Source organism: Blautia sp. AF34-10 (assembly GCF_003477865.1).
In the GTDB taxonomy this organism is placed as follows: Bacteria; Bacillota; Clostridia; order Lachnospirales; family Lachnospiraceae; genus Fusicatenibacter; species Fusicatenibacter saccharivorans.
In genome coordinates this window covers 56,674-82,387 of the sequence record NZ_QUED01000012.1, presented here as the reverse complement: position 1 = coordinate 82,387, position 25,714 = coordinate 56,674, and the positions used below count along the sequence as shown (strand labels likewise).

Here is a 25,714-nt window from a genome sequence, read left to right as displayed (position 1 = left end):
AAAGAACAGCAAGGTGGAGACAAAAGTGAAAAAGAAAAGAAAGATGGGCTTTGCGGCAGCGATTCTTGCAATGGTACTTCTGTTTGCAGGATGCGGCCAGACAGAGACAAAGACGGAGAGCAGCACAGCGGCATCGGAAACAGAAGATGAGACACTGGTCCATGTGCTTGCATTAAAAGGACCGACCAGCATGGGAATGGTAAAAATGATGAGCGATAACGACAGCAAAGAGTCACCTGCGGACACGTTTGAACTTGCCGCTGCCCCGGATGAGGTCAGCGCAAAACTGGTACAGGGAGAGGTGGATATCGCCGCGGTTCCGGCGAACCTTGCAAGCGTACTCTACAACAAGACAAACGGCGGCGTGCAGGTGCTCGCAGTCAATACGCTCGGTGTCCTTTATATCGTCGAGGACGGCGATACCGTACATTCTATTGCGGATCTGAAAGGCAGAACCATTTATGCGGGCGGCAAAGGTGCAACTCCGGAGTATGCTTTGAATTATATCCTCGAAAAGAACGGCCTCGTACCGGGTGAGGACGTAACGATCGAGTGGAAGAGCGAACACGCCGAGTGCGTGGCAGCACTTGCAGAAGATGCCGATGGAATCGCCATGCTGCCGCAGCCGTTTGTAACGACGGCACAGACGAAAAAAGAAACGCTGCGCACCGCACTTGACCTGACCGAAGAATGGAACAAAATCCAGAAGTCCGAAGGAACAGCGGGCACACTGGTGACAGGTGTTACCGTTGTGCGCACTGCCTTTGCCAAGGAGCATCCGGAAGCAGTTGCAGACTTCATGGAAGCTTACCAGGCATCCGTATCCTACGTAACCGAAAACACGGATGAGGCGGCAGAACTGATCGGGGATTATGACATTGTTCCGGAGGCAGTCGCAAAGAAAGCGCTTCCGGCATGCAACATTGTCTGCATCACTGGTGATGAGATGAAAGAGAAGCTTTCCGGTTATCTCGGTGTACTCAAAGACCAGAACCCGGAGGCAGTCGGAGGAGAACTTCCAGGAGATGACTTCTATTATTCCGAATAAAAACAAAAAAGAGAAACAGAGAAAAACGAAGCGCTGGCCGATCGTGTTCTGGCTTATGATCTGGCAGGCGGTAAGCGTTTTTGTCGGGCAGGAGATCCTTCTGGCATCTCCTGCCGCTGTTTTGAAACGCCTTTTTACGCTTGTAACAGAACCGGTCTTCTGGCAGTCCCTGCTGTTTTCCGGAGCACGCATCGGAGCCGGATTCCTTCTTGGTGCGGCGGTGGGAATTGCAGGAGCTGCACTTGCCGGTCGGTTTTCCATTGCAGAAGAACTCCTGACGCCGCTGGTTGCAGCAGTGAAAGCAGTGCCGGTCGCTTCTTTTGTGATTCTGATCCTGATCTGGGTTTCGTCGAAGAATCTTTCGGTTGTGATTTCGTTTCTGATGGTATTTCCGATCCTGTATACAAACACGCGGAACGGCCTGCGGGAACTGGACACAGCGCTTTTGGAGATGACAGACGTTTTTCAGGTTCCGCGGCCGGTGCGGCTGCGCTGGGTGATCCTGCCGCAGCTGTACCCATATATCCGGACGGGATGTTCACTTTCCCTCGGCCTTTGCTGGAAGGCCGGAACGGCAGCAGAAGTAATCGGCATTCCGAACCGATCCATCGGAGAGCATCTGTATCAGGCAAAAATATATCTCGACACACCGGGACTATTTGCCTGGACGGCAGCGATCGTGTACGTCAGCTTCTGTCTCGAAAAAGCTGTTTTAAAAGGAATGGATCTTGCAGAAAAAAGGATGCTGGTGATGAAATGAGAGAAGATACGATTGAAATCTGCCATCTGAAAAAAGCGTATGGAGAACACGTTATTTTTTCGAATCTTACGATGGAACTGAAAAAAGGAGCAGTGACCTGTCTGATGGCTCCTTCCGGGGCGGGAAAGACAACCCTGCTGCGGATTCTGGCAGGCCTGGAGCAGGCGGACGGCGGAAAAATCGGGGGACTGGAAGCCTTAAGAAAAAGTATGGTTTTTCAGGAACCGCGGCTGGCAGAAGAACTGACAGCTGCAGCCAATATCCAGCTCGCGGTAAGGCGCCGCATGTTTGGAAAAGAAAAAAGAAGCTTCCGTCATCTTTTGGAGGAGATGGAGGAACTCGGCCTTTCGGGCTGTGAAAACCAGGCTGTATCGGAACTGTCGGGCGGCATGCGCCAGCGGGTGGCGGTTCTGCGGGCCATGCGCATGGACGCAGATTTCCTCCTTTTGGATGAGCCGTTCCGGGGACTGGATGCGGGGACGAAAAAGAAAACGATGAACTATATCCGCAGAAAAGGAAAAGAAAAAACGATGCTTCTGGTCACGCATGATTTAGAAGAAGCCGAAGCAATGGGGGACTGGATCTGCACCTGCAGCAGACTGGATGGTATCCTCGAAATAAAGAGAAACAGAAAAAGCAGCACAGAAATCTGAAATGGAAAGAAACGGATTTTCTGTGCTGCTTTTGCTGTGAATCCGCAGTTACAGCAGGTCATCCGGTATGGAAGCAGAGCGGAGCTGTTCGTCCATCGTGTCGATGAGCGCCATGTCGGCTTCAGAAAGTTCGAAGTCGAAGACATCCGCGTTGGTAAAAATGCGGTCTGGATGTGTCGATTTCGGGATGACACTGATGCCCTGCTGGACGAGGTAGCGGAGACCGATCTGCGCTTCAGTGCGTACATACTTTTCTGCCAGCTGCTGCATAATCTCACGGTTCAGATAAAGACCTCTTGCGAGTGGCGCATACGCTTGAACGGCGATTCCATGTGAACGGCAGAAAGCGATGAGCGGTTTCCGGTTCCAGAGCGGATGACATTCGATCTGGTTGACGGCCGGGATGACGCCGGAAAATTCAAAGAGGGCGGTAAGGTGCGGCTCCTCGAAGTTGCTGACGCCGATCGATTTTGCACGCCCGGATTCGCGGATTTTTTCGAGTGCGCGCCACGTCTCCGGGTAGCAGCCCGGCACCGGCCAGTGAATCAGGTAAAGATCAACGTAGTCGAGACGGAGACGGTCGAGGCTGCGGTTGAAGGCACCTTCGATATCACCGACCCGCTGCGCGGTATTCCATACCTTTGTGGTAATAAAAAAGTTTTCCCGCGGAATCCCGCTTGCGCGGATCCCGCGGCCGATGCTGTCCTCATTTTTATAGGAGGAGGCGGTATCGATCAGACGGTAGCCGTATTTTGCCGCGGTGACAATTGCTTTTTCTGCCTCTTTTTCTGTCGATTTGTAAGTGCCAAGCCCCAGAAGCGGCATCGCTCTGCCGTCGTTCAATGTAATGGTTGGAATAGAAAGTGCCATAAAAACCCTCCGTATCTTGAATCAAAAAAAGATTCTGCCGTATTTCTCTCATAATTATGTTTAGTATAACATGAAAATTTAAAGAAATCAGACCAAATATATTAAAAAAGTTTAACACAATCGGGAAATGAAAAAAAATAACAAGCCATGCAAGAAAAAAGAAGGATGCCAGGACGGCCTGTACGGCGAATTGTACAGAAATTTTGTGGAGGCCGTATTGATTTTGTGCATGAAATAGAGTATAATAAATTTGAATTGATATTTATTTATCATTCCCTGTACAATCTGCAGGACGTTTCAGGAAAACAAAAGCGGACGAAACGGACGGCAGAGCAGAAAAACGGGGACAGAGGAGGCCATATTATGCATTTATTATATGACGAGAATGGAAATCCCATTCCGCACGGAGCTCACGACGAGCACCATCATCACCATGACCATCATCACGAGGGAGAAGACTGCGGACATGCCTGCAATGCATGCGGTTCCGAAGAAAAATGCAAGGACGAGAATCTTGCCCTTTTAACCTATATGCTGCAGCACAATGAACATCACGCAGCAGAACTCGACGAGATGGCCGACAAACTGGAAAAAGCCGGAATGGCGGACGCCGCAAAACAGATCAGGGAGGGAGTATCCGATTTCCAGAAAGGCAATATGCGCCTGTCCCTTGCACTGACACTTGTAAAAGAGCATTTGAAAGAAGTTAAGTAGAGGAGGCGTAAGCTATGTGCCTTGCAACGGTATACAAAAATCCGGAAAACACAGTTGTCTGTAAAAATGTGAGCCGCATCGATGTCGATGGAGAATACGTTCTGATCCGTGACATCATGGGTGAGGAGATCAGACTGCAGGGTAAGATCAAAATGGTAGATCTTGCAAACAGCATCGTAGAGCTGGACTGTGAATGATAATTGGTTGACGGAACCAGTTATTCTATAAAAGCGGTTTTAGGCCCCCGGGCTCTGCAAATCGGAACAAACAGAACAAGCGAACCGGGACTTAGAATAGGAATATATTATATTAAAGCGGAGGTAAATTGAATTATGAAACTTTCAGAAGAGATGAAAAACAAGACCCTTCTGTCTTTTGAGCTGTTCCCGCCAAAGACAGAGAAGGGACTGCAGAATCTGCCGGGTACCATCGACCAACTGATGAAATATAACCCGTCTTACATTTCCTGTACATACGGAGCAGGCGGCGGCAACGTCGGAGCAAACCGTGAAGTATGTCAGATGATCAAAAATGCCGGAACTACACCGGTTACTCATTTCACCGTTATCAAAAACACAAAAGAAGGAATTAAAGAACAGCTGGATCAGTATCTGGCTGACGGCGTAGACCACATGCTGGCACTGCGCGGTGATATTCCGCTTGGCGAGACCACAACCTGCGGTGACTTTGACTACGCTACGGATCTTGTAAAATTCGTACGTGATACCTACGGCGACAAATTTGAAATCGCTGTTGCAGGTTCACCGGAAGGCCACATCTCCTGCAGAAGTCTGGAGTCTGATATCGCAGTTCTGAAACAGAAACAGGACAACGGAGCTGACTACATCATGACACAGCTCTGCTGGGATATGGAGCAGTTCAAATACTGGCTCGATGCAATCCGTAAAGCAGGAATCACCATGCCGGTAGACGTTGGAGTTATGCCGATCCTGGATCAGGCAGCTACCATCAACATGGCACTTTCCAGAAACGGCTGTGTTATGGACAGAGAGCTTTCCAGAATGATCTCCAGACACTGGCTGTTCCCGAACCCATTTGCAGCAAAAGATGCAGAGGGCAAACCGTTCGACGTATTCTACGACAAGAAAGTTGCAGAGTTCAAAGAAGAGGGTATCGAATATACCGTAAAACAGATTGATGCATACCGTGCACTTGGTGTCAATGGAATTCATCTGTATGCACTGAATAAATGGAAAGACGTATCTGAAATCATCGACAGATCCGGCCTTTGCACACTGGTTTAATGAATTAATTACTTGAATTTGGGAGGCATCCGATTTTTATGGCACACGTAATAGCTGTCGCCGGAAAAGGCGGCGTTGGAAAAACAACATTATGCGGCTTGCTGATCCAGTATCTCTGCGAGTCAGGAAAAGGTCCTGTTCTTGCAGTTGATGCGGACGCAAACTCAAACCTGAATGAGGTACTCGGTGTAGAAGTAGAAGCTACCCTTGGAGATATCCGGGAGGAGATTGCCCGTGCAGAGATGGCATCCAAAAACCCGATTCCGGCAGGTATGAGCAAGGCAGATTATGCGGAATTTAAATTTGCAGGCGCTCTGACTGAAGAAGATGATTTTGACCTGCTTGTGATGGGAAGAACACAGGGAAAAGGCTGCTACTGCTTCGTCAATGGACTTCTGCAGAATCAGCTTGCAAAGCTGTATCCGAATTACCCCTTCATGGTTGTGGATAACGAGGCAGGCATGGAGCATATCAGCCGTGGTATACTTCCGGGAATGGATACAGCTATTTTGGTCAGTGACTGCTCAAGAAGAGGAGTACAGGCCGCTGCGAGAATCGCGGAGCTGATCAAAGAATGCGATATGAAGCCGAAGCAGGTAGGACTGATCGTAAACCGTGCGCCGAATGGCGTGTTAAATGAGGGAACCCGTGAGGAGATTGAAAAACAGGGATTAACTCTCCTTGGCGTTGTTCCGCACGATGATCAGGTTTATGAATATGACTGTGACGGAAAACCAACCGTACGTCTGCCGGAAGACTCTCCGGTACGCGCGGCATTAAAGAAAATCGTAGAAAACCTTGATTTATAAAAACAGAGAATCTGCCCTCCGCTTTGTACACGCTGCAGACGGAGGGATATTTCAAAAGTAAAATATCCCCCATGGGAGGATGTTTTTACCATAAAAATATTAAAATACAATCTTGAGGAGGACAAGATGAGCGAATTCAAATTAACAAGCGTAGAAGAATTCGAACAGGCCACGAATGAGCTCCTGGAAAATGGTGCAAAGGTTGGCGCTGACGCATGGCAGTTTCGTGTAAAAAACCAGACCCCGCACTGTAAATTCGGTGAGCAGGGAACCTGCTGCCGTATCTGTACGATGGGACCTTGCCGTATTACACCAAAGGCACCGAGAGGAATCTGCGGATGCGATGTACACGGTATTGTAGGACGTAACTTCCTGCGCTTTACAGCAGGCGGTTCCGCAACACATTCCGATCATGGCCGTGAGATCTGCCACACACTGCATGAGGCTGATCCAAACGGAAACTACAAAGTAAAAGATCCGGAGAAACTGATCCGTATCGCAAAAGAGTGGGGCGTAGAGACAGAAGGAAAAGATATTTACGATCTGGCACATGAGATGTCTGAGCTGGCTCTTTTAGAGTATGGTAAACCGTTTGGAACACAGAGATTCCTGAAACGTGCTCCGCAGCACACACAGGAAATCTGGGAGAGAGAAGAAATCGCACCGCGTGCGATTGACCGTGAGGTTGCATGTTCTCTTCATATGACTCATATGGGATGTTCTTCCCTTCCGGAAGCACTCGTTCGCCAGTCCCTTCGTTCCGGACTTTCCGATGGATGGGGCGGCTCCATGATGGGTACCGAGTTCTCTGACGTACTGTTCGGAACTCCAAAGCCGATCGAAACCGAGGCAAACCTTGGTGTTATGAAAGAAGATGAAGTAAATATCATCGTTCATGGCCATGATCCGTCACTTTCCGAGATGATCTGCGAATACGCAGACGATCCGGAGATGATCGCATATGCAAAAGAAATGGGAGCAAAGGGAATCAACGTGGCAGGTGTCTGCTGTACTTCCAATGAAGTAGCAATGCGCCGCGGCGTGCCGATGGCAGGTAACTTCCTGCAGCAGGAAAACGTGGTACTGACCGGTGCCTGCGAGGCCATCGTTGTTGACGTACAGTGTATTTTCCCGGCCCTTGGACCTTTAAGCAAATGTTTCCATACTAAATTCGTTACCACCAGCCCGATTGCGCAGATGCCGGATGCAGAATACATTCGTTTCAACGCAAAAACAGCAGGTGAGAATGCAAAAGCCATCGTAAAAATGGCAATTGAAAACTTTAAAAACCGGAAACCGGAGCTGGTACATATCCCGCATATGAAGCAGAAAGCAACCGTTGGATACTCTTTTGAGTCCATCATCAAGACTCTGGATAAAGTAACCAATTCCCAGGTTGACCAGACCGGAACTCTGATGCCGCTGTGGCAGTGTGTGGCATCCGGCGTTATCCGCGGTGCAGTTGCCATGGTAGGATGCAACAACCCGAAAGTCCGTCCGGACACCGCTCACATCGAGCTGATGAAGAAGCTGATCGCGCACGACGTTATCATCGTTGCTTCCGGATGCTCTGCACAGGCAGCAGCAAGAGCAGGTCTGATGGACAAACGTGCTAAAGATCTCTGCGGTGCAGGTCTGAAACGTGTCTGCGAGCTGGCTGATATCCCGCCGGTACTCCACATGGGATCCTGCGTTGATATCTCCCGTATGATGGTTCTTGTAGCAGAACTTGCTAAAATCGGTAATGTCAATATTTCCCAGCTTCCGGTTGTCGGATGTGCTCCGGAGTGGATGTCTGAGAAAGCAGTTTCCATCGGAAACTATGTTGTAGCAACCGGTATCGATACTTACCTTGCGTAGAGCCGTATGTATCCGGATCCACTGAGGTAACAGGACTTCTGACCAACGGTGTCCGCGACTGGGTTGAGGCAGCTTACACAGTAGAAAAAGACATCGACAAGCTGGGCGATGCAATGCTCGCACGAATCGAAGAGAAACGTGCCGCACTCGGCGTATAAAAAGGACAGGGCGGTCCCTGACGTAAAAAGAGACCGCCCTTTTTGAAGTGAAAAGGTGTAAAATGAAAATAGCAGTAACTGGAAAGGGTGGCGTAGGAAAAACAACCATCGCAGCGACCCTTGCAAGACTTTATGCAGAAGAAGGCCATCCGGTTCTGGCTGCAGATGTCGATCCGGATGCCAATCTGGGCCTTGCGCTTGGATTTCCGGAAGAAATCTCGATTCGATCATTCCGATTACCAAAATGAGAAAACTGATCGAAGAGCGCACCGAGGCAAGTGCAGACAACCGGTTTTACAAGATAAATCCGAGAGTAAGTGATATCCCCGATAAATACAGCAAAGAGTACAATGGAGTCAAACTCCTGACGCTTGGCACCGTGGAGACGGCCGGAAGCGGCTGTGTCTGCCCGGAGCATGTGATGCTGCGGAGAATCATCAACAGCCTGGTCCTTCACAGAGGGGATGTTGTCATCCTCGACATGGAAGCAGGCCTTGAGCATCTGGGAAGAGGAACGACGGAGGGCATGGATATGTTCATCGTAGTCATCGAGCCGGGTGCAAGAAGTATTCAGACCTATAAGAATGTCAAACGTCTGGCCGAAGAGCTTGGCGTTCATCAGGTTCATGTCGTGGCAAACAAAGTACGCGACGAAAAAGATGAGGCATTCATACAGGACCGTATCCCCCCGGAGGATCTTCTGGGCATGGTCCACTACAACCCGGAAATTATGGAAGCGGACAGGGAAGGTTCGTCTCCATATGATTACAGCGCGGCTGCAGTAGAAGAGATACGGAAAATAAAAACAAAAATCGATAAGTCAAACATGCCTGGCATGGAAAAAGTGTGATAGGAGGAAAAACACATGACATTATTCGAGAGAGTATTTGGCGGAAATGATGCAGTATACGGTCTTACCGAAGCTGCCATTGATGCCGCAATCGCAGCAAACGGAGAGGAAAAAGCAGTCAGCTTCCCGGACACTGCTTACGCACTTCCGTGTTACTATGCTGTAACAGGAGTAAAGGTTACCAACTTAAAAGAGATGAAAGAGGCTCTTGGCGTGGTAAAATCTCTGATGACAAGAGAAAATCAGCTGAATGATGTATTTATGTCCGGTGTTGCAACTGCACTCTGCGCAGAGTTCATCGAGGCAATTAAATACATCGACGGTGCAAAACCATATGATGAGCCGTGCTACGGCCATTTAAGCGATGCCATCATCCGTGAGCTTGGTGTGCCGCTTGTAACAGGCGATATCCCGGGCGTAGCTGTTATCCTTGGAAGCGCTCCGACCGCACAGGAAGGCGTGGATCTGGTTAAGAGCTATCAGGCACAGGGTATTCTTGTAACACTGGTTGGCGGAATCATTGATCAGTGTCAGGAATTAGGATACAAGACCGGCGCAAACGTACGTGTCATCCCGCTTGGAAAAGACGTAACATCTGTAATCCACGTTGTATCCGTAGCAATCCGTGCAGCCTGATCTTCGGTAACGTAACTGCAGGCGATGCAGGCGCACTGATGACCTACACCAAAGACCGTGTACCGGCATTCGTAAATGCTTTTGCTCCTCTGGATGATGTGATCGTTGCATGCGGCGCTGGTGCGATTGCACTTGGTTTCCCGGTTATCACAAACGATGACAAAGACGTTCCGGCTATTCCGAAGAGTCTCATTATCCAGAAGGACGTTTCCAAATTCAACGCAACTTCTCTGGAAGCCCGCGACATCAAGATTAAAATTACAAACATCGATATCCCGGTTGCATTCGCATCTGCATTTGAGGGCGAAATCATCCGCCGCGGTGATATGCAGGTTGAGTTTGACGGTTCCCGTGTAGACTGCTGCGAGCTGGTTCAGACAAAAGATGCTTCCGAAGTAGAAGATCACAAGATCGAGCTGATCGGACCGGACATCGACGAGTTCGAGGTAGGTTCCAAGCACAGCATTGCATACGTTGTTGAGGTTGCCGGAAAGAGCATGCAGCCGGATTTCGAGCCTGTATTTGAGCGTAAATTCCACAGCTACCTGAACTGCATCGAAGGTGTGATGCATACCGGACAGCGTGATATGATCCGTATCCGTGTCAGCAAAGAAGCTTTCAACGCAGGCTTCCGTGCAAAACACTTCGGAGAAGTTCTGTACGCACAGGTGAAGAACGAGTTCGAGGCTGTTGTTGACAAATGTCAGGTTAAGATCTACACCAATCCGGAAGACTGTACCAAGATCCGTCACGAAATTGCAATTCCGGTATTCGACAAACGTGATGAGCGTCTGTCTACCATGACAGATGAATCCGTACCGGTATACTACAGCTGTATCATGTGCCAGGCATTCTCCCCGAGCCATGTATGTGTTGTTACACCAGAGCGTCTCGGACTTTGCGGTGCTGTTTCATGGCTGGATGCAAAAGCTACCAACGAGCTGGATCCGAACGGACCTTGCCAGGTTATCACAAAAGAAAAAGTAATCGATGAGAGAATCGGTGAGTACGAGGATGTTAACGAGGCTGTTCGTAAACTTTCCCAGGGCGCTCTTGATGATGTATCTTTGTACTCCATCATGGAAAACCAATGACATCCTGCGGATGCTTCGAGTGTATCTGTGGTATCGAGCCGTTCTCCAACGGTGTCTGCATCGCAAACCGTGAGTACGCAGGCATGACTCCTCTGGGAATGACCTTCTCCGAGCTGGCTTCCATGACAGGCGGCGGTGTTCAGACTCCTGGATTCATGGGACACGGCAAACACTTTATCGCTTCCAAGAAATTTATGAAAGCAGAAGGCGGCGTTGCCCGTATCGTATGGATGCCGAAAGAGCTGAAAGAGCAGGTTGCAGAGAAACTGAATGAAACAGCAAAAGAGCTGTACGGTATCGACAACTTTACCGATATGATCGGTGACGAGACCATCGCAGAAGATCCGGAGACACTGGTTGCATTCCTGACCGAGAAAGGTCATCCGGCACTTGGCATGGATCCAATGATGTAATTCGTATTTTACAGGCTTATCCTGTGAAAGAATAAGCAGACCGGCATGGCTTGGGAGGGGATTCCAAAGCGGAGGAGGAAGCCCTTTCCGGCACATGCCGGCAGCTGTAAAGTGATTTTCTGGAAAAAAACGGCTGACGAAGAGAAAACGGATACTTTTTGTCAGAAAATCTTGGAAAATATCCTGGTAAATCTTGCATTCTCCGGGAAAAAACGTTAAAATAATAACAGGTGTGTCCATGAAGCGGAATCATGGAGATATGCCTGTATGGAATTTATTTTTAAGGAGGCTTTTTTTATGCCGTTTAATCGCAAACCACAAAAGTTTAATGCAGCAATTAAATCCGTTGTAATCGGCAGCGGAGACAAAACCGTAACTCTTGGCGGAGAAAACGTATTACCATTCTATGCTTTCGACGGTGAAATCAAAAACGGACCGAAGGTCGGCGTTGAAATCACAGACCTTGGTATGGAAGGAGAACCGGAAAGCGTAAAAGCATACTATGAAGGTGCAGCTACCATGGGCGAGATTGCAAAAAAAGCAGCAGCTATGGAAGGTGCAGATTTCCTCTGCCTTCGTCTGGCAGGCGGAGACCCGAACGGTCTGAACAAATCGGTAGAAGAACTCATTGAGACAGTCAAAGAGGTTGCTGATGCCGTTGACGTGCCGCTTGTTGTAGAAGGATGTAAAAACGTTGAGAAGGATTCCGAACTGCTCACAAAAGTAGCAGAGGTCCTTCAGGGAAGAAACGTTCTTGTTATGTCCGCAAGAGAAGAAGATTACAAGGCAGTTGGTGCAGCCGCAGGTCTGGCATACAGCCAGAAAGTCGGCGCTGAGTCCGCTGTAGATATCAACCTTGCAAAACAGCTGAATGTTGTTATGACCCAGCTTGGTGTCAGCGCGGACAGCATTGTTATGAACGTAGGTTCTGCAGCAGTCGGATACGGATATGAGTACGTAGTATCTACACTGGACCGTATCAAAGCAGCAGCATTATCCCAGGACGATAAAATGCTGCAGATGCCAATTATTACTCCAATCGCTTCTGAGACATGGAATGTAAAAGAGGCAATGGCAACAGAAGAGGAATCTCCGGAATGGGGAAATCAGGAAGTACGAGGAATCTCTATGGAGATTCAGACAGCAGCCGCATCTCTGGCTTCTGGTTCTGATGCAGTTATCCTCAAACATCCACAGTCTGTTGCAACCATTTCCAAAATGATTCAGGAACTGATGTAATCAGTACGTAAGGAAGAGATTAGGAGGATAAAGAATTATGGCATTATCAGGTATTCAGATTTTTAAAATGACCCCAAAGAAAAACTGTAAAGAGTGCGGATGTCCGACCTGTATGGCATTCTCCATGAAGGTTGCACAGGGCGCTATGGATATTTCAGCGTGCCCATATATGTCTGACGACGCTATGGCACAGCTTTCCGAGCTACCGCACCGCCAATGAAGACCATCAAAGTCGGAACCGGCGACAGTGAGTACACCCTTGGCGGAGAGACGGTTCTCTATCGTCATGAGAAAACATTTGTAAGCAAAACCCGTTATGCAGTATCTCTCTGCAGCTGCATGTCTGACGAAGAGATCGACGCAAAACTGGAAGAAGACAAAAAAGTTGATTACGACCGTATCGGTGAGCGTATGTGCGCAGAGATGCTGTATGTAAACTATGCCGGAAATGGCGTAGACAAATACGTATCTCTTGTAACGAAAGCAGCAGCAACCGGAAAAGTTCTGGTACTTGGCTGTGAGGACGCAGAAGCTGCAAAAGCTGCTCTGGAAGTATGCAAAGCAGGCAAACCGATCCTGAATGGTGCAAATGCATCCAATTATGAAGAGATGAGCAAACTTGCCACAGAGGCAGGCGTTGTTCTCGGCGTAAGTGGCGCAAACATTGATGAGCTTCACGACACCGTAGAAGCAATCGAGAAACTCGGCAACAAGAACCTTGTTCTTGATACCACAGAAGCGACCATCAAAGAGACCTTTGCTACTACCGTACAGGTAAGACGTGCATCCTTAAAGGATACAGACCGTACCTTTGGTTATCCGTCTATTGTAAATCTGGCAAAAATTGCACAGGGCGACAGATATATGCAGCAGGCACTGCTTTCCCTGTTCACCATGAAATACGGTTCCATTATTGTTCTTGAGGAAATGGGATACGCAGAGGCACTTCCGGTATTCGGACTTCGCCAGAACGTATTTACCGATCCGCAGAAACCGATGAAAGTAGAGCCGGGCATCTACCCGCTGAACGGCGCAGATGAAAATTCGATCTGCCTGACCACAGTAGACTTTGCTCTGACCTATTTCCTGGTATCCGGAGAGCTCGAGAGATCCGGAGTTCCGGTAAACCTTGTAATCAACGACGCCGGCGGACTTTCTGTACTGACATCCTGGGCAGCAGGTAAATTCTCCGGTAACTCTATCTCCAAATTCTTCAAAGAGAATGTAGAAGATAAAGTAAAATCAGAAAAGTTATCATTCCTGGTAAAGTAGCCGTATTAAAGGGCGACATTGAGTCCAAACTTCCTGGATGGGAAGTAATCGTTGCTCCGCTTGAGGCAGTTCAGCTTGTGAAATTCATGAAAGATCTGCAGGCAAACGGAGAACTGTAATACATAAAAATTCCGGGAGGAACTCCAGACAAGCGGAGTTCCTTCCGTGAAAAAAATAATTATGGGGGATTCCCAAAAGAAAAGGAGAAGAGATATGGCAAAATTTGTAACCATCGGCGAAAGACTTTCCGTTACAGCTCCTACTGTAAACAAAGCATTCGCAGCAAGAGATGAAGAGCCAATTTTAAAGAGAGCAAAACAGCAGCTGGATGCTGGTGCCGTTTACCTTGATGTAAACATCGGACCGGCTGAGAATGATGGAGAAGACATCATGAAATGGGCTGTTGAGCTGCTGCAGAGCAATTTTGACAATGTTCCGCTGGCTCTGGATACATCCAACAAAAAAGCAATTGAGGCTGGTATCTCTGTATACAACCGTTCCAAAGGAAAACCGATCGTAAACTCTGCAGATGCTGCAGGAAGAATCGAGTACGTTGACCTTGCGGCTGCAAACGATGCAATCGTTATTGCACTTTGCAACGGCGAAGGAATTGCAAAAGACAACGACGAGCGTATGATGTACTGCCAGACCCTTCTGGAAAGAGGTATGGAGCATGGTATGGAGCCGACCGATCTGTGGTTTGACCCGCTGTTTCTGGTTGTAAAAGGAATGCAGGACAAACAGATGGAAGTTCTTGAGTGCATCAAGATGTTCAGTGATATGGGACTGAATTCTACCGGCGGACTTTCCAACAACTCCAACGGTATGCCGAAAAACATCCGTCCGATCATGGATTCCGCACTTGTAGCTATGGCTATGATGCAGGGTCTGACCAGCGCCATCGTTAACCCGAATGACCTGAGACTGATGGAGACCATTAAATCCTGTGACGTATTCAAAGGCAACACTCTGTACGCAGATTCTTATCTGGAGCTTTAATCTTTAAATCTCGCAGGTTTTCCCCTGATGGTGCCGTAGCGTTTGCGAAAACCTGAGGCACCATCAGGGGTTTTTCTATCTAAAAGCGGAAAAATAAAAAAACAGCGGAGAATATATACGACTGGGGGATTTACAGATTATGGCAAAAGTAACCTTTCGATTTGAAGAGGGAGAACCGGTAGTCACCTACGCAACCGAGGGTGAGCGCCTTCTTGAAGTAGCGCAGAAGAGCAATGTGCCGATCGATGCACCGTGTTCCGGAAACGCATCGTGCGGTAAATGCCGCGTTCGTCTTGTGAGCGGTGAGCTGGATTCCAAAATAACCCGCCATATTTCTGAGGAAGAATATCAGAATGGCTGGAGACTGGCGTGCGTCAGCACCGTCAAAGGCGATGTTGAAGTGGAAGTGCCGGACATTGCATCCGCTTACCGGAGCCGCATGAAAGTGGCAGACCTTAGTTCACCGAGTGAAATTGCAATTTTTGAAGATACGAAAAAGAAAATTACAGACGCCGGTCTGGAGCTGAAAAACAGCATGCAGGTGATTACAATCTCAATGGAAGAGCCTACTCTGGATGATACGATGCCGGATAACGAGAGAGTAACCTGGGCTGTACAGGCAGCGACGGGGCTTGACCGGGTACGGATTCCGTACTCTGTACTGAAAAAAATGCCGGATGTCCTTCGGGAATCCCATTTTCAGGCACAGTGTGTCGTCCGGGTTACGCCAAATGACGTCTTTTTATACGATATGCTTCCAATGGAAGCAAAAGCAGTTGTCGGCGGTCTCGTTGTCGACATTGGAACAACGACAGTTTCTGCACTGATCGTGGATATGCTGAGCGGAGAAATCCTGGCAAAAGCCTCTTCCGGAAACGGACAGATCCGGTATGGTGCGGATGTTATCAACCGTATCATTGAATCCCAGAAACCGGGAGGCCATGAAAGACTGCAGAATGCAATCATCAAAGAAACCTTAAACCCGATGATCTCCAACATGTGCCGTGCAGCGAAAATCAGCAGTCAGCAGATTTACCGTGCGGCGATTGCCGGAAACACTACCATGGAGCATCTGATGATGGGCATCAATGCAGATCCGCTTCGGATGGAGCCGTATATTCCGGCCTTCTTTAAGACAAACTCACTGTTTGCATCGGATGTCAATCTTGCGATTCATCCGGACGCCCATATCATTCTGGCACCGAACATCGGAAGCTATGTGGGCGGAGATATTACTGCCGGCGCGTTGGTCAGCATGATCTGGAACCGGCCGGAGATGAGTCTTTTTATTGACCTTGGTACCAATGGCGAGCTTGCATTTGGAAACTCTGACTTTATGGTAAGCTGTGCCTGCTCGGCCGGACCGGCCTTTGAGGGCGGCGATATCAGCTGTGGCATGCGTGCGACCGACGGTGCGATTGAAAAATGTACGATTGATCCGGAGACGATGGAACCTTCGTACCATGTTATCGGAGATGAGGGTACGAAACCGATCGGCCTTTGCGGTTCCGGTATCATCGATGTGATTGCGGCGCTGTTCCGCGCGAAGATGGTCAATCCGAAGGGTAAATTTATCCGTGAGGGAAAACGGATCCGCCACGACAAATATGGCATGGGAAGCTATGTCATTGCGTTCGAGGAGGAGGCTGGAAGTGTCCGCGATGTTGAGATTACCGAGGTCGATATCGACAACTTTATCCGCGCCAAGGGCGCGATTTTCTCAGCGATCCGTACGATGCTGAACTATCTGGATATGGATGTTTCCATGATCGAGGAGGTTTACGTAGCGGGCGGTATCGGAAGCGGCATCAACATGAAAAATGCCGTTACCATCGGTATGTTCCCGGATATTCCGCTGGAAAAATTCCATTACATTGGTAACTCTTCCCTGACCGGTGCGTATTCAATGCTTTTATCGACAGCAGCAGAGAAGAAAACGTATGAGGTTGCCCGGAACATGACATATCTGGAACTCTCTACGGTACCAACCTATATGGATGAATTTGTAGCGGCGTGCTTCCTGCCGCACACAGACACGACGATGTTTCCGTCTGTGGAAGCATAAAACGGAAGCAGAACTTTCTGTTACGATTCAAGGTAAAACACATGTGGTTTTGCTTTGAATTGTGGCGAACCTTTTTGAGAGGAATTGGATTTACATGGCAGTAGACTTAAATTACGAAAAAGACAGCAAAGAGCGTATTCCGTATGAGCATTATCTGGAAGTGTATCAGAATGCAGATCCAAAAGAGATTTCCAGCCGGTGTGACGTTCCGTATGATGCGGAAAAACAGGAGTTTACCGTTTCCCTGATGGGTGTTTCCTACCGGATTTCGTGGCCGGAGTACAACGTATTTCATATTGGAGATGATGGAAGCGTTTCGCCGATAATTGGCTGGTATCCACTCGAGAAAAAACCGAATGCAAAAATTTTGGTATTGCGCTATCTGACCGAGGGCGGAGCTGCCCCATCCACCGGAAAATTTCTGACATACCGGGAGATTCCGTGGGGAGAAGTTTATTTTAAACAGTTCCAGGGAAGATGCCTGTTCCGTCTTGCGTTTGGCTTTGGCGGAAAGCTGGATGCATTCCGTGAGATCATGGAACGTGTCGGCGCTCAGGCGATTTCATCCGGTGATGTCGGATATGAGCTGGAGTTTATGAAAGGGCTTTTTGTACGACTGATTTTATGGGCAGGAGATGATGAGTTTCCGCCGTCCGCGCAGATCCTCTTTTCGGACAATTTCCCGGCTGCATTTACGCAGGGAGAGGATATGGCGGTTGTGGGAGATGTCACAATTGATATGCTGAAGGCTCTGGCTGCAAAATAGTTATGGTTTGAGGCCATCAGGATGGCTTCTGGATCGAAAAAAATAAGCGGAGGAAAATAACATGGGATTTTCAACAGTACCTTGCAATGAGTTTGTAGAAGTGCTCGGTTCCAAAGCACCGGTTCCGGGCGGTGGCGGAGCTTCTGCACTGGTTGGCGCTGTCGGCACAGCGCTTGGCAACATGGTTGGTGCGCTGACAGTAGGTAAAAAGAAATATGCGGATGTCGAAGAGGAAATGAAAGAGCTGATGGCAAAAGCAACCACGCTTCAGGACGAACTGCTTCACCTGATCGAGCGCGATGCAGAAGTGTTCGAACCGCTCTCCAAAGCATACGGCATGCCGCGCGAGACAGAGGAGGAGAAGGCAGAAAAAGCAAGAGTCATGGAGATTGTGCTGAAGGATGCCTGCTCTGTTCCAATGGAAATTATGGAAAAATGCTGCGAAGCAATCGACCTGATCGTAGAATTTGCAGCAAAAGGTTCTGCACTTGCGATCAGTGACGCAGGTGTTGGCGCAACATTCTGCAAAGCAGCCTTAGAGGGTGCTTCCCTGAATGTATATATCAACACGAAATCTATGAAAAACCGGGAATATGCAGAAGAACTGAATCGAAAATGCGATGAAATGCTTGCGGTCTATACCGTAAAAGCAGACGAGATTTTCCGGAACGTACTGGGAAGACTGAAAGCCTGAAAACAAACGACCAGAGAAGCTTCCCGGCAGCAAGCGGGTTGAAAAAGGAGTTCTCTTTGACCGAAAAGAAAAGCGGAGGATAAAAAAATGGCAAAACAGTTATTAGGAAAAGAAGTAACAGCAGCATTAAATGAGAAGATCAAAGCAAATGTAGCAGAGCTGGAAGCAAAAGGAGTAAAACCAACCCTCGGAATCATCCGTGTCGGAGAGAGAGAGGATGATCTTTCCTACGAAAGAGGAGCAACCAAACGCTGCGAGACCTTAGGCGTTGCATACGAGAAATTCCTTCTTCCGGCAGACGTTACCCAGGAAGAGCTGATGGCGACCATCGACAAAGTAAACAAAGATGATTCTATCCATGGCGTTCTGATTTTCCGTCCACTCCCGAAACATCTCGATGAGGCAGCTGTTATTAAAGCACTCTCCCCGGAGAAAGATGTAGATGGTATCACAGACGGTTCCATGGTAGGTGTATTCGCCGGAACAAAACAGGGCTTCCCGCCATGTACTCCGCAGGCCTGCATGGAGATCCTCGACCACTACGGTATCGACTGCACCGGCAAAAAAGCTGTTGTCGTAGGCCGCAGCCTCGTTGTAGGAAAGCCGGCAGCCATGATGCTGTTAAAGAAAAACGCAACCGTAACCATCTGCCATACCAGAACGAAAGACATGCCGTCTGTAGTCAAAGAGGCAGATATCGTGATCGTAGCAGCAGGCCGTGCAGGTGTTGTGGATGATACCTACCTGCGTGCAGGCCAGACCGTTATTGATGTCGGAATCAACGTAAACGAAGAAGGAAAACTCTGCGGAGACGTTGCATACGCAAAAGCTGAGCCGATCGTTGAGGCAATCACACCGGTTCCAGGCGGTGTAGGATCCGTTACCACATCTGTTCTGGTCGGCCATGTGGTAGAGGCTGCCATGAGAAAAAACAGCTGATCATAGGCTGAAGATAAGAATGTGACAGAAAAAAGGCACTGTGCGTCCGAAAAAAGGGCGGCGGTGCCTTTTTTGCGTGCGCGGCAGTGCAGTTTTGGTGATAGGAGAGGGGGCCGGCTCATAGAATATAACAGTACATAGCAACAAAGATCAAAAGGGGGACAACAGCGCATGGATGCATATTCAGTATACCGCGATATTCAGAAACGAACGAAGGGCCAGTTCCTGATCGGAGTGGTGGGGCCTGTACGGACGGGAAAGTCCACCCTGATCCGCCGTTTCCTGGAGGTGCTGGCACTGCCGTATCTTTCGGAAAAGGAACAGGCGGAGGTACGGGATGCCCTGCCTTTAAGCGGGGAGGGAAAGACGATCACAACGGTGGAGCCGAAATTTGTGCCGAAAGACGCCGTGGAGCTGCAGCTTGGGGAGGGCGATCCGATCCGGCTGCGACTGATCGACTGCGTCGGCTTTCTGGTGCCGGACGCGGCGGGAAATCTGGAAAATGAGAAGGAGCGGATGGTGAAAACACCGTGGTCCGAGCAGGCGATTCCGTTCCGGGAGGCGGCGGAGATCGGTACGAAGAAGGTGATCGCAGAACATTCCACGATCGGTCTTATGGTGACGTGCGACGGATCGTTCGGCGAGCTGCCGCGGGAGAATTTTCTGCAGGCGGAGGAACGGACCGTTGCGGAGCTCAAAAAGCAGGGAAAGCCCTTCCTGATTCTTGTGAATGCGAAAAAACCGTACCGGGAGGAGACACAGCGCAGGTAAAGGAGCTTGAAACAAAATTCGGCGTGGCAGCGATGGCGGTGAACTGCGACCAGCTCCGCAAAGAAGATATTCTGCATATGCTCGAAAAGGTGCTGTATGAGTTTCCGCTTCAGCAGATGGAATTTTATATTCCTAAATGGGTGGAGCTTCTTGCCGATGACCATCCGCTGAAGGCAGAGCTGCTGCAGAAGATCCGTGAGATGTGCAGGGAAAAGACGCGCCTGAAGGATGCAGTGGGCGGAAAAACAGCGATTGCCAGTCAGTATGTCAGCCAGACACTGCTGCAGTCGATGGATCTTGCGAGCGGTACGGTGAAGGTGCGGATTGAGGTGAAAGAGCAGTATTATTATGAAATGCTGAGTGTACTTGCCGGCGTGGAGATCAAAGGCGAGTATGATCTGGTGCAGACGATCCGCGAGCTGTCGGCACAGCGGGAAGAGTACCGCAAGGTAGAGGACGCGATTCATGCGGTGCGCGGATGCGGCTACGGCGTCGTGATTCCGGGGAGGGAGGAGATTCAGCTGGAGGAGCCAGCCGTGATCCATCAGGGAAACAAATACGGCGTGAAAATTAAATCGGTGAGCCCGTCGATTCATATGATCAAGGCCAACATCGAGACGGAGATTGCGCCGATCGTCGGAAGTGAGCAGCAGGCGGAGGATCTGATCGCCTATATCAAAGAGAGCGCAAAGAGCCCGGAGGGAATCTGGAATACCAACATTTTCGGCAAATCCGTCGAGCAGCTCGTTGACGACGGCATCCGCAGCAAAATCGCCCAGATCACCGAGGATGGCCAGGCAAAACTCCAGGATTCCATGCAGAAAATTGTCAACGACAGCCGGGGCGGAATGGTGTGTATTATCATTTAATACAAAAGCTGTTCGAATATTTTTGAGTAATTGTGCAATAATACTTGAAAAGCGAACCAAAATAGCGTATAATCCGAATTGTGAAAAGAAAAGAAGAAAAATGTAACTTCCTGGAATGTTCGATGATCTCATTATTTTGAACCTACATTTACTTTAAACGGGAGGCTTATTATTGTCATGTGGATGTCAGGCCACCCTGGAAACAGACGTCAGTGGAAGGCAGAAATGGTGACTGCGGCTACCCACCTAGCTTGCGTTGCTAGGAGTCAAAGTATGGGAAACGGCATTCCGGGGTTACAAAAGAGAAAAAAGAGAATCATGAAAATGGTTCTCTTTTATACGTTACATACAACCAAAAGGAGAAGGAACATGAAAAAACAGGGTTTTGGAACAACAAAAGACGGAAAAGAAGCATTGCTCTACACGCTCTCCAATAAAAACGGAATGGAAATCAGTGTAACCGATTACGGCGCACATCTGGTATCGGTTCTCGTTCCGGATAAGGATGGAAAGAAGAGAGACGTTGTCCTTGGATTTGACTCCGTAACCGGCTATGAGACCGACGGAAGCCATTTTGGAGCCACCATCGGAAGAAACGGAAACCGTATCGCGGGAGCAGCATTTGAACTGCACGGAAAAACATACCAGCTGGCAAAAAATGAGAACAACAACAACCTGCACAGCGGCCCGGACGGATACGATTACCGCCTCTGGAACGTAGAAGAGGCGGATGACAGCGCCGTTACCTTCGTTCTGATGAGCCCGGACGGAGACCAGGGATTCCCGGGAAACTTTGAAGTGTCCGTTACGTATACCCTGACCGATGAGAACGCCGTAGAAATCCACTATGAGGGAAGCTGCGATCAGGATACCGTTGTCAACATGACAAACCACAGCTACTTCAACCTGGCAGGCCACGATGCCGGATCTATTGAGAACCAGACACTTGTCTTAAAAGCGGAGCAGTTCAGCCCGGTGATCGATTCTGCATCCATCCCGACCGGCGAGCATGCACCGGTACAGGGAACCCCGATGGATTTCACCAGCGAGAAAGCAATCGGAGCAGAGATCGAAGCAGATTTCGAACAGCTCAAACTGACCGGCGGCTACGACCACAACTTTATCCTGGACAAGGCTGTCGAGGGAAGCATTGAGCTGATGGCAGTCGCATCCTGCAAAGAGAGCGGCATCACCATGGAAGCCTTCACGGATCTGCCATGCGTTCAGTTCTACGCCGGAAATTTCATTGCTCCGGTTACCGGAAAGAATGGGGTATTCTATGACAAACGCAACGGCTTCTGCCTGGAATCTCAGTATGTGCCGAATGCCATCAACCAGGAGGGTGAGGAGAAACCGATCCTCGAGGCAGGCGATACTTACGACACCACAACCGTATACAAATTCATTTTCTAAGATCCTATTTTATAGCAATCCTCGAAAATAATGCAAAAAATTCAGCACCGCAGAGCGTGAATTACTGCGTCACAGATTTGAAGGCGTACCTCGGTACGCCTTCAAATCTGTTCCTTGCAATTCGCGCTCTGCAGCACTGCCTTTTTTGCATTATTTTCGGGTCTTGCTATAGAAACAGCATAAAAAAGCTCCCTTCCTGCAGCGTCCTGTGAAAACAGGAGCGCAGGCGGGGAGCCTTTTTATGGGAAAATATGCAGAAAACGAATTCTGAAAAAACAGAAAAAGAAAAGACCCTGTTTTCGAATCCAACAGAATCTTACCAGTTATGTCATATTCTTTTCAGAGGTGGGTAACCGCTTCGCCATCTGAATCAACCTGCAAGCGGAATAGCAGACACCTTTAAGCGGAGGATGGTGCCTGACTAAGAACAGGCGAAACCAGAATCTGAAACGGTTTACCCGGCCGTTTAATGCAATGCATAAATCTCGCTCGAAGGTTTCTAAAAATCTAATCGAAAATTTTCAGACATTCCATATCCCATAATAGTCTTTGAATGGAAGCTTTCAGCGGAAGCATCAACCCTATGCATACAGAGCAGGTTTCCTGACTTACAGATCATCGTTCCACATTCCTTCTCATATGTTGCGGACATACAATGGATTTGTTATGCTTCACTCCCTGATTACAGTGACCGGATCGCCCAGGAATCTCACCTGAATTCCCTCTCTCACCAAAAGACGGATCTTCTTTTGATGCACTCTGGATGTTGATATGAAATTTATACACAACCGTACTATATACCATAGGGCGGTATTTGTCAAGGAAAAATCGCAAAAAGAAAAGGAATCGGACAAAAAGCCGTGTGCATAGAATGAGATATGAAGAGAAAAAATGATAAATTGGAACTGATACTGTTAGGAGTGGGGATTCTCCTGCTGCTGTTATTGTTTGTTGTGAAGCGCCGTCTGGATGCGCCGGAAGAGACAGCGACAGCAGAAAGCAGGACGGAGACGATGGAAGGCAAAAAGCAGGAGGAGACGATACAGAACATGGAACAGGAAAACGCGGCTTTTCTGAACAGTAAAAAGGAAGAACAAAAAGAAACAACGGCAGCCGGACCGGTGCAGATCCGTGTCCTTCTGACAGACTGCGGAAAGCTGGGATACGCACAGAAACAGGTGTCCCTGCGTGGAAACGCAAGCCTTTCCATGAACGACGGCGCATACATAGCTTCCCCGCAGGAGACGATCTGTGTGACGGAACAGGAATGCGGGGAAGTTGTGCATGTGGTGCCGGCCGATGAGACGGCGGGAACGGCGGTTTCCCTTACGGGAAAGCCGGAGGACGAGACGGTTTATCCGGGAAGTTTTGTCATCTATAAAAGCGAAGAGGGACTTCTCGTTGTAAATGAACTTGATCTGGAAATGTATCTTCGGTATGTCGTGCCGAGTGAGATGCCGTCCTCCTATGAAAAGGAGGCATTAAAAGCACAGGCGGTCTGTGCGAGAACGTATGCGTGTGCCAGGATTCGTGAAAAAACGTGGGAGAACTACCACGCGGATGTAGACGACAGCGTGGAAAGCCAGGTCTACCACAATATGGAAGCGCAGCCGGAGACAGACGCTGCGGTGGCGGAGACAGAAGGAAAAATCATTACCTGCGGCGGGGAACCAATTCAGGCGTATTTTTTCTCAACCTCCTGCGGGAAGACGAGTACGGATGAAGTGTGGAATACGGCGGAGACGGCAGAATATCTGAAGAGCGTGACGGTAGGCGGGGAGAAGCAGGAACCGGAGACGGAGGAGGCGTTTGCATCGTTTATCACCAAAAGGGACAGCACAAGTCTGGAAGTGGAGGACGGCTGGTACCGCTGGCAGGTGACGATTCCGGCGGATGTGCTGTCAGAACGGGCAGCGGATCAGAAAATCGGGGAGATCACGGGGATTGAGGTGCGGCGGCGGTCAGAGGGAGGTGCGGCAGAAACCGTCCGTATCGAGGGAGAAAAAGGATCCATGGAAATCGAGGGAGAGTATCAGATCCGAAAGTTCCTCTCGGCGAAAGGCTGGCCGATTCAGAAAAATGACGGAACTGTAAGCTGTGAGATGGAGCTGCTTCCGAGTGCCTGCTTTATCGTGGTTCCGGAAAAAGAAGGGGAAACGGCTGTCTCCTTTACATTTTACGGCGGCGGCTACGGCCACGGCGTCGGCATGTCACAGAACGGTGCGAAACATCTGGCAGAGCAGGGAAAATCGTATGAGGAGATTCTCCGCTATTTTTACCAGAACATCGAAATCGGCGACTGCCGTTCCCTTTTTTAAAAAAATCACCGAAAACAGATTTTTTGTGCTATAATGGGCGAAAGTGAAAAACAGTTAGAAAATGACGAGGAGAGAAACATGGCGACAATCAAGGACATAGCGGCACGCGCCGGCGTTACGGCGACGACGGTTTCCCGCGTGATCAACAACCGCGGATACATCAGTGAAGAGACAAGAAAAAAAGTAACGCAGGCGATGCAGGAGATGAATTACCAGCCGAATGAGCTGGCGCGTTCCCTGGCAAAAGCGCATTCCAATACGATCGGGGTTATCGTTCCGCACATCTCGCACCCGTTTTTCAGTAAAATGATCAGTGCACTCGAGAGCGCGGCGGCAAAGCGGGGCTACAAGATTCTGCTCTGCAACTCGAAAGATCAGCCGGAGAAAGAAACCGAATATCTCGATATGTTCATCTCCAACCGTGTAACCGGCGTTGTGATGGCAAGCCGCGATGTGCAGATTGAAAAGTTTCATGATCTGAAAATTCCGATCGTCAATTTCGAGCGAGAGGAAAATACGGAGGCCATTACAATCCAGTGTGACAACGAGCAGGGAGGAGCGCTTGCAGCATCGCATCTTGCGGACTGCGGCTGCCGCCATCTGCTTCATTTCGGCGGAATCGTCGGAAGAGATATGCCGGCGGACCGGCGTGCGGATGGATTCCTGCGCGTCTGCCGGGAGCGGGGGATTGAAGGGGAAGTTCTTTTGAGTGACCGCTTAAGCTACGGCTCCATGCACTATGAATCCTATATTGAAAAGGGCCTTCTGGAGCACCCGGAGACGGACGGCATTTTTGCAAGCAGTGACCTGATTGCCGCACAGGTACTCCAGCGCCTTTACGCCATGGGAAAACGGGTGCCGGAGGATATTAAAGTTGTCGGGTTTGATGACACTGTGATCGCCGGGATTACCACGCCTTCCATCACGACGATCCATCAGCCGATTGAGGAAATGTCGGAGCTTTCCATTGCGTATATCGACCGGAGAAGAAAGGGAGAGATGGTGCCGAATGTGACGACCATGCCGGTGAGCCTTGTGGTGCGCGATTCGGCGTGAAACAAAAACGAAAAGAAAACTCTGCGGAAAAAAGAAACCGCGGAGTTTTTTTCTGCCCTGCGGTAAACGATAGACAGAAAAATAGCAAAAAAGACAAAGAAGAAGCCGGAAATTTGTTGAAAAATATGGTATGTAAACGGTTGACATATAATTCACACAACGGTATACTGCAAGAGAAGAAAC

21 protein-coding genes, 1 other RNA gene, 3 pseudogenes and 1 riboswitch are annotated in these 25,714 nt (G+C 49.1%); of the genes and pseudogenes, 24 read left to right on the top strand and 1 reads right to left on the bottom strand.

What is annotated here, in order from left to right:
• Nucleotides 1-25 precede the first annotated feature (25 nt).
• Genes DWZ60_RS09225 through DWZ60_RS09215 form a run of 3 tightly spaced genes read left to right on the top strand, consistent with a single transcriptional unit; the run spans nucleotide 26 to nucleotide 2,461 of the window.
• Nucleotides 26-1,048 carry an ABC transporter substrate-binding protein gene (locus DWZ60_RS09225; RefSeq protein ID WP_243038273.1) on the top strand — a complete coding sequence of 341 codons (1,023 nt, stop codon included), beginning with the start codon at nucleotides 26-28 and terminating at the stop codon, nucleotides 1,046-1,048.
• A complete protein-coding gene (locus DWZ60_RS09220; RefSeq protein ID WP_119221553.1) occupies nucleotides 1,026-1,808 on the top strand; it encodes an ABC transporter permease in 783 nt (260 codons plus the stop codon). The genes DWZ60_RS09225 and DWZ60_RS09220 overlap by 23 nt, the downstream gene beginning before the upstream one ends.
• Nucleotides 1,805-2,461, top strand: a complete 657-nt coding sequence (locus DWZ60_RS09215) for an ATP-binding cassette domain-containing protein (protein ID WP_118666283.1) — start codon at nucleotides 1,805-1,807, stop codon at nucleotides 2,459-2,461. The genes DWZ60_RS09220 and DWZ60_RS09215 overlap by 4 nt, the downstream gene beginning before the upstream one ends.
• A 48-nt stretch (nucleotides 2,462-2,509) precedes the next feature.
• Here the strand turns inward: DWZ60_RS09215 and DWZ60_RS09210 are convergent, their stop codons facing one another.
• Nucleotides 2,510-3,331: an aldo/keto reductase gene (locus DWZ60_RS09210; RefSeq protein ID WP_055226455.1), complete on the bottom strand. Its 822-nt coding sequence runs from the start codon at nucleotides 3,329-3,331 to the stop codon at nucleotides 2,510-2,512.
• A 363-nt stretch (nucleotides 3,332-3,694) separates the two neighbouring features.
• Here DWZ60_RS09210 and DWZ60_RS09205 point away from each other — a divergent pair, with 363 nt between their 5' ends.
• From DWZ60_RS09205 to DWZ60_RS09115, 21 genes and pseudogenes are all read left to right on the top strand, one after another.
• Complete coding sequence (locus DWZ60_RS09205; RefSeq protein ID WP_055218122.1) at nucleotides 3,695-4,045, top strand: hypothetical protein; 351 nt, start codon at nucleotides 3,695-3,697, stop codon at nucleotides 4,043-4,045.
• A 14-nt stretch (nucleotides 4,046-4,059) separates the two neighbouring features.
• On the top strand, nucleotides 4,060-4,242 hold the full coding sequence (locus tag DWZ60_RS09200) for a CooT family nickel-binding protein (RefSeq protein ID WP_022462432.1): 183 nt from the start codon (nucleotides 4,060-4,062) through the stop codon (nucleotides 4,240-4,242).
• Between the two features lie 135 nt (nucleotides 4,243-4,377).
• On the top strand, nucleotides 4,378-5,310 hold the full coding sequence (locus tag DWZ60_RS09195; protein ID WP_119221552.1) for a methylenetetrahydrofolate reductase: 933 nt from the start codon (nucleotides 4,378-4,380) through the stop codon (nucleotides 5,308-5,310).
• A gap of 38 nt (nucleotides 5,311-5,348) precedes the next feature.
• Complete coding sequence (locus DWZ60_RS09190) at nucleotides 5,349-6,119, top strand: ATP-binding protein (RefSeq protein ID WP_022462430.1); 771 nt, start codon at nucleotides 5,349-5,351, stop codon at nucleotides 6,117-6,119.
• Between the two features lie 126 nt (nucleotides 6,120-6,245).
• A pseudogene (cooS, locus tag DWZ60_RS09185) lies at nucleotides 6,246-8,137 on the top strand (anaerobic carbon-monoxide dehydrogenase catalytic subunit).
• Nucleotides 8,138-8,199: 62 nt separating this feature from the next.
• Nucleotides 8,200-8,385: a nucleotide-binding protein gene (locus DWZ60_RS21210; protein WP_330422219.1), complete on the top strand. Its 186-nt coding sequence runs from the start codon at nucleotides 8,200-8,202 to the stop codon at nucleotides 8,383-8,385.
• Nucleotides 8,382-8,987, top strand: a complete 606-nt coding sequence (locus DWZ60_RS09180; protein WP_330422218.1) for a hypothetical protein — start codon at nucleotides 8,382-8,384, stop codon at nucleotides 8,985-8,987. Before DWZ60_RS21210 ends, DWZ60_RS09180 begins: the two co-directional genes overlap by 4 nt.
• Nucleotides 8,988-9,002: 15 nt before the next feature.
• Nucleotides 9,003-11,130 (top strand): annotated as a pseudogene (gene acsB / locus DWZ60_RS20770) (acetyl-CoA decarbonylase/synthase complex subunit alpha/beta).
• Nucleotides 11,131-11,427: 297 nt separating this feature from the next.
• Complete coding sequence (acsD, locus tag DWZ60_RS09170; RefSeq protein ID WP_117509163.1) at nucleotides 11,428-12,369, top strand: acetyl-CoA decarbonylase/synthase complex subunit delta; 942 nt, start codon at nucleotides 11,428-11,430, stop codon at nucleotides 12,367-12,369.
• A gap of 37 nt (nucleotides 12,370-12,406) precedes the next feature.
• The gene (locus tag DWZ60_RS21205) at nucleotides 12,407-12,589 is read left to right on the top strand and encodes a (Fe-S)-binding protein (RefSeq protein WP_330422215.1); all 183 of its coding nucleotides are present in this window, start codon (nucleotides 12,407-12,409) and stop codon (nucleotides 12,587-12,589) included.
• On the top strand, nucleotides 12,586-13,641 hold the full coding sequence (acsC, locus tag DWZ60_RS09165; protein WP_330422214.1) for an acetyl-CoA decarbonylase/synthase complex subunit gamma: 1,056 nt from the start codon (nucleotides 12,586-12,588) through the stop codon (nucleotides 13,639-13,641). The genes DWZ60_RS21205 and acsC overlap by 4 nt, the downstream gene beginning before the upstream one ends.
• A gap of 213 nt (nucleotides 13,642-13,854) precedes the next feature.
• On the top strand, nucleotides 13,855-14,640 hold the full coding sequence (gene acsE, locus DWZ60_RS09160) for a carbon monoxide dehydrogenase/acetyl-CoA synthase methytransferase subunit (protein ID WP_022462424.1): 786 nt from the start codon (nucleotides 13,855-13,857) through the stop codon (nucleotides 14,638-14,640).
• Between the two features lie 139 nt (nucleotides 14,641-14,779).
• The gene (gene acsV / locus DWZ60_RS09155; RefSeq protein ID WP_117509044.1) at nucleotides 14,780-16,705 is read left to right on the top strand and encodes a corrinoid activation/regeneration protein AcsV; all 1,926 of its coding nucleotides are present in this window, start codon (nucleotides 14,780-14,782) and stop codon (nucleotides 16,703-16,705) included.
• Nucleotides 16,706-16,799: 94 nt separating this feature from the next.
• On the top strand, nucleotides 16,800-17,471 hold the full coding sequence (locus tag DWZ60_RS09150; RefSeq protein ID WP_055226447.1) for a DUF3786 domain-containing protein: 672 nt from the start codon (nucleotides 16,800-16,802) through the stop codon (nucleotides 17,469-17,471).
• A 61-nt stretch (nucleotides 17,472-17,532) separates the two neighbouring features.
• Nucleotides 17,533-18,165 carry a cyclodeaminase/cyclohydrolase family protein gene (locus DWZ60_RS09145; RefSeq protein ID WP_117812876.1) on the top strand — a complete coding sequence of 211 codons (633 nt, stop codon included), beginning with the start codon at nucleotides 17,533-17,535 and terminating at the stop codon, nucleotides 18,163-18,165.
• 87 nt (nucleotides 18,166-18,252) lie between these two features.
• Nucleotides 18,253-19,104, top strand: a complete 852-nt coding sequence (locus DWZ60_RS09140) for a bifunctional 5,10-methylenetetrahydrofolate dehydrogenase/5,10-methenyltetrahydrofolate cyclohydrolase (protein ID WP_022461835.1) — start codon at nucleotides 18,253-18,255, stop codon at nucleotides 19,102-19,104.
• A 171-nt stretch (nucleotides 19,105-19,275) separates the two neighbouring features.
• Nucleotides 19,276-20,744: pseudogene (gene spoIVA, locus DWZ60_RS20765) on the top strand (stage IV sporulation protein A).
• Between the two features lie 104 nt (nucleotides 20,745-20,848).
• Nucleotides 20,849-21,043: non-coding RNA, 6S RNA (gene ssrS / locus DWZ60_RS09130), on the top strand.
• Between the two features lie 70 nt (nucleotides 21,044-21,113).
• Nucleotides 21,114-22,157: an aldose epimerase family protein gene (locus tag DWZ60_RS09125; RefSeq protein ID WP_055218365.1), complete on the top strand. Its 1,044-nt coding sequence runs from the start codon at nucleotides 21,114-21,116 to the stop codon at nucleotides 22,155-22,157.
• A gap of 576 nt (nucleotides 22,158-22,733) precedes the next feature.
• Nucleotides 22,734-22,934, bottom strand: a riboswitch (cobalamin riboswitch).
• Between the two features lie 101 nt (nucleotides 22,935-23,035).
• The gene (locus DWZ60_RS09120) at nucleotides 23,036-24,475 is read left to right on the top strand and encodes a SpoIID/LytB domain-containing protein (protein WP_117800944.1); all 1,440 of its coding nucleotides are present in this window, start codon (nucleotides 23,036-23,038) and stop codon (nucleotides 24,473-24,475) included.
• Nucleotides 24,476-24,553: 78 nt separating this feature from the next.
• Nucleotides 24,554-25,531 carry a LacI family DNA-binding transcriptional regulator gene (locus DWZ60_RS09115; RefSeq protein ID WP_055226539.1) on the top strand — a complete coding sequence of 326 codons (978 nt, stop codon included), beginning with the start codon at nucleotides 24,554-24,556 and terminating at the stop codon, nucleotides 25,529-25,531.
• Nucleotides 25,532-25,714: the final 183 nt, after the last annotated feature.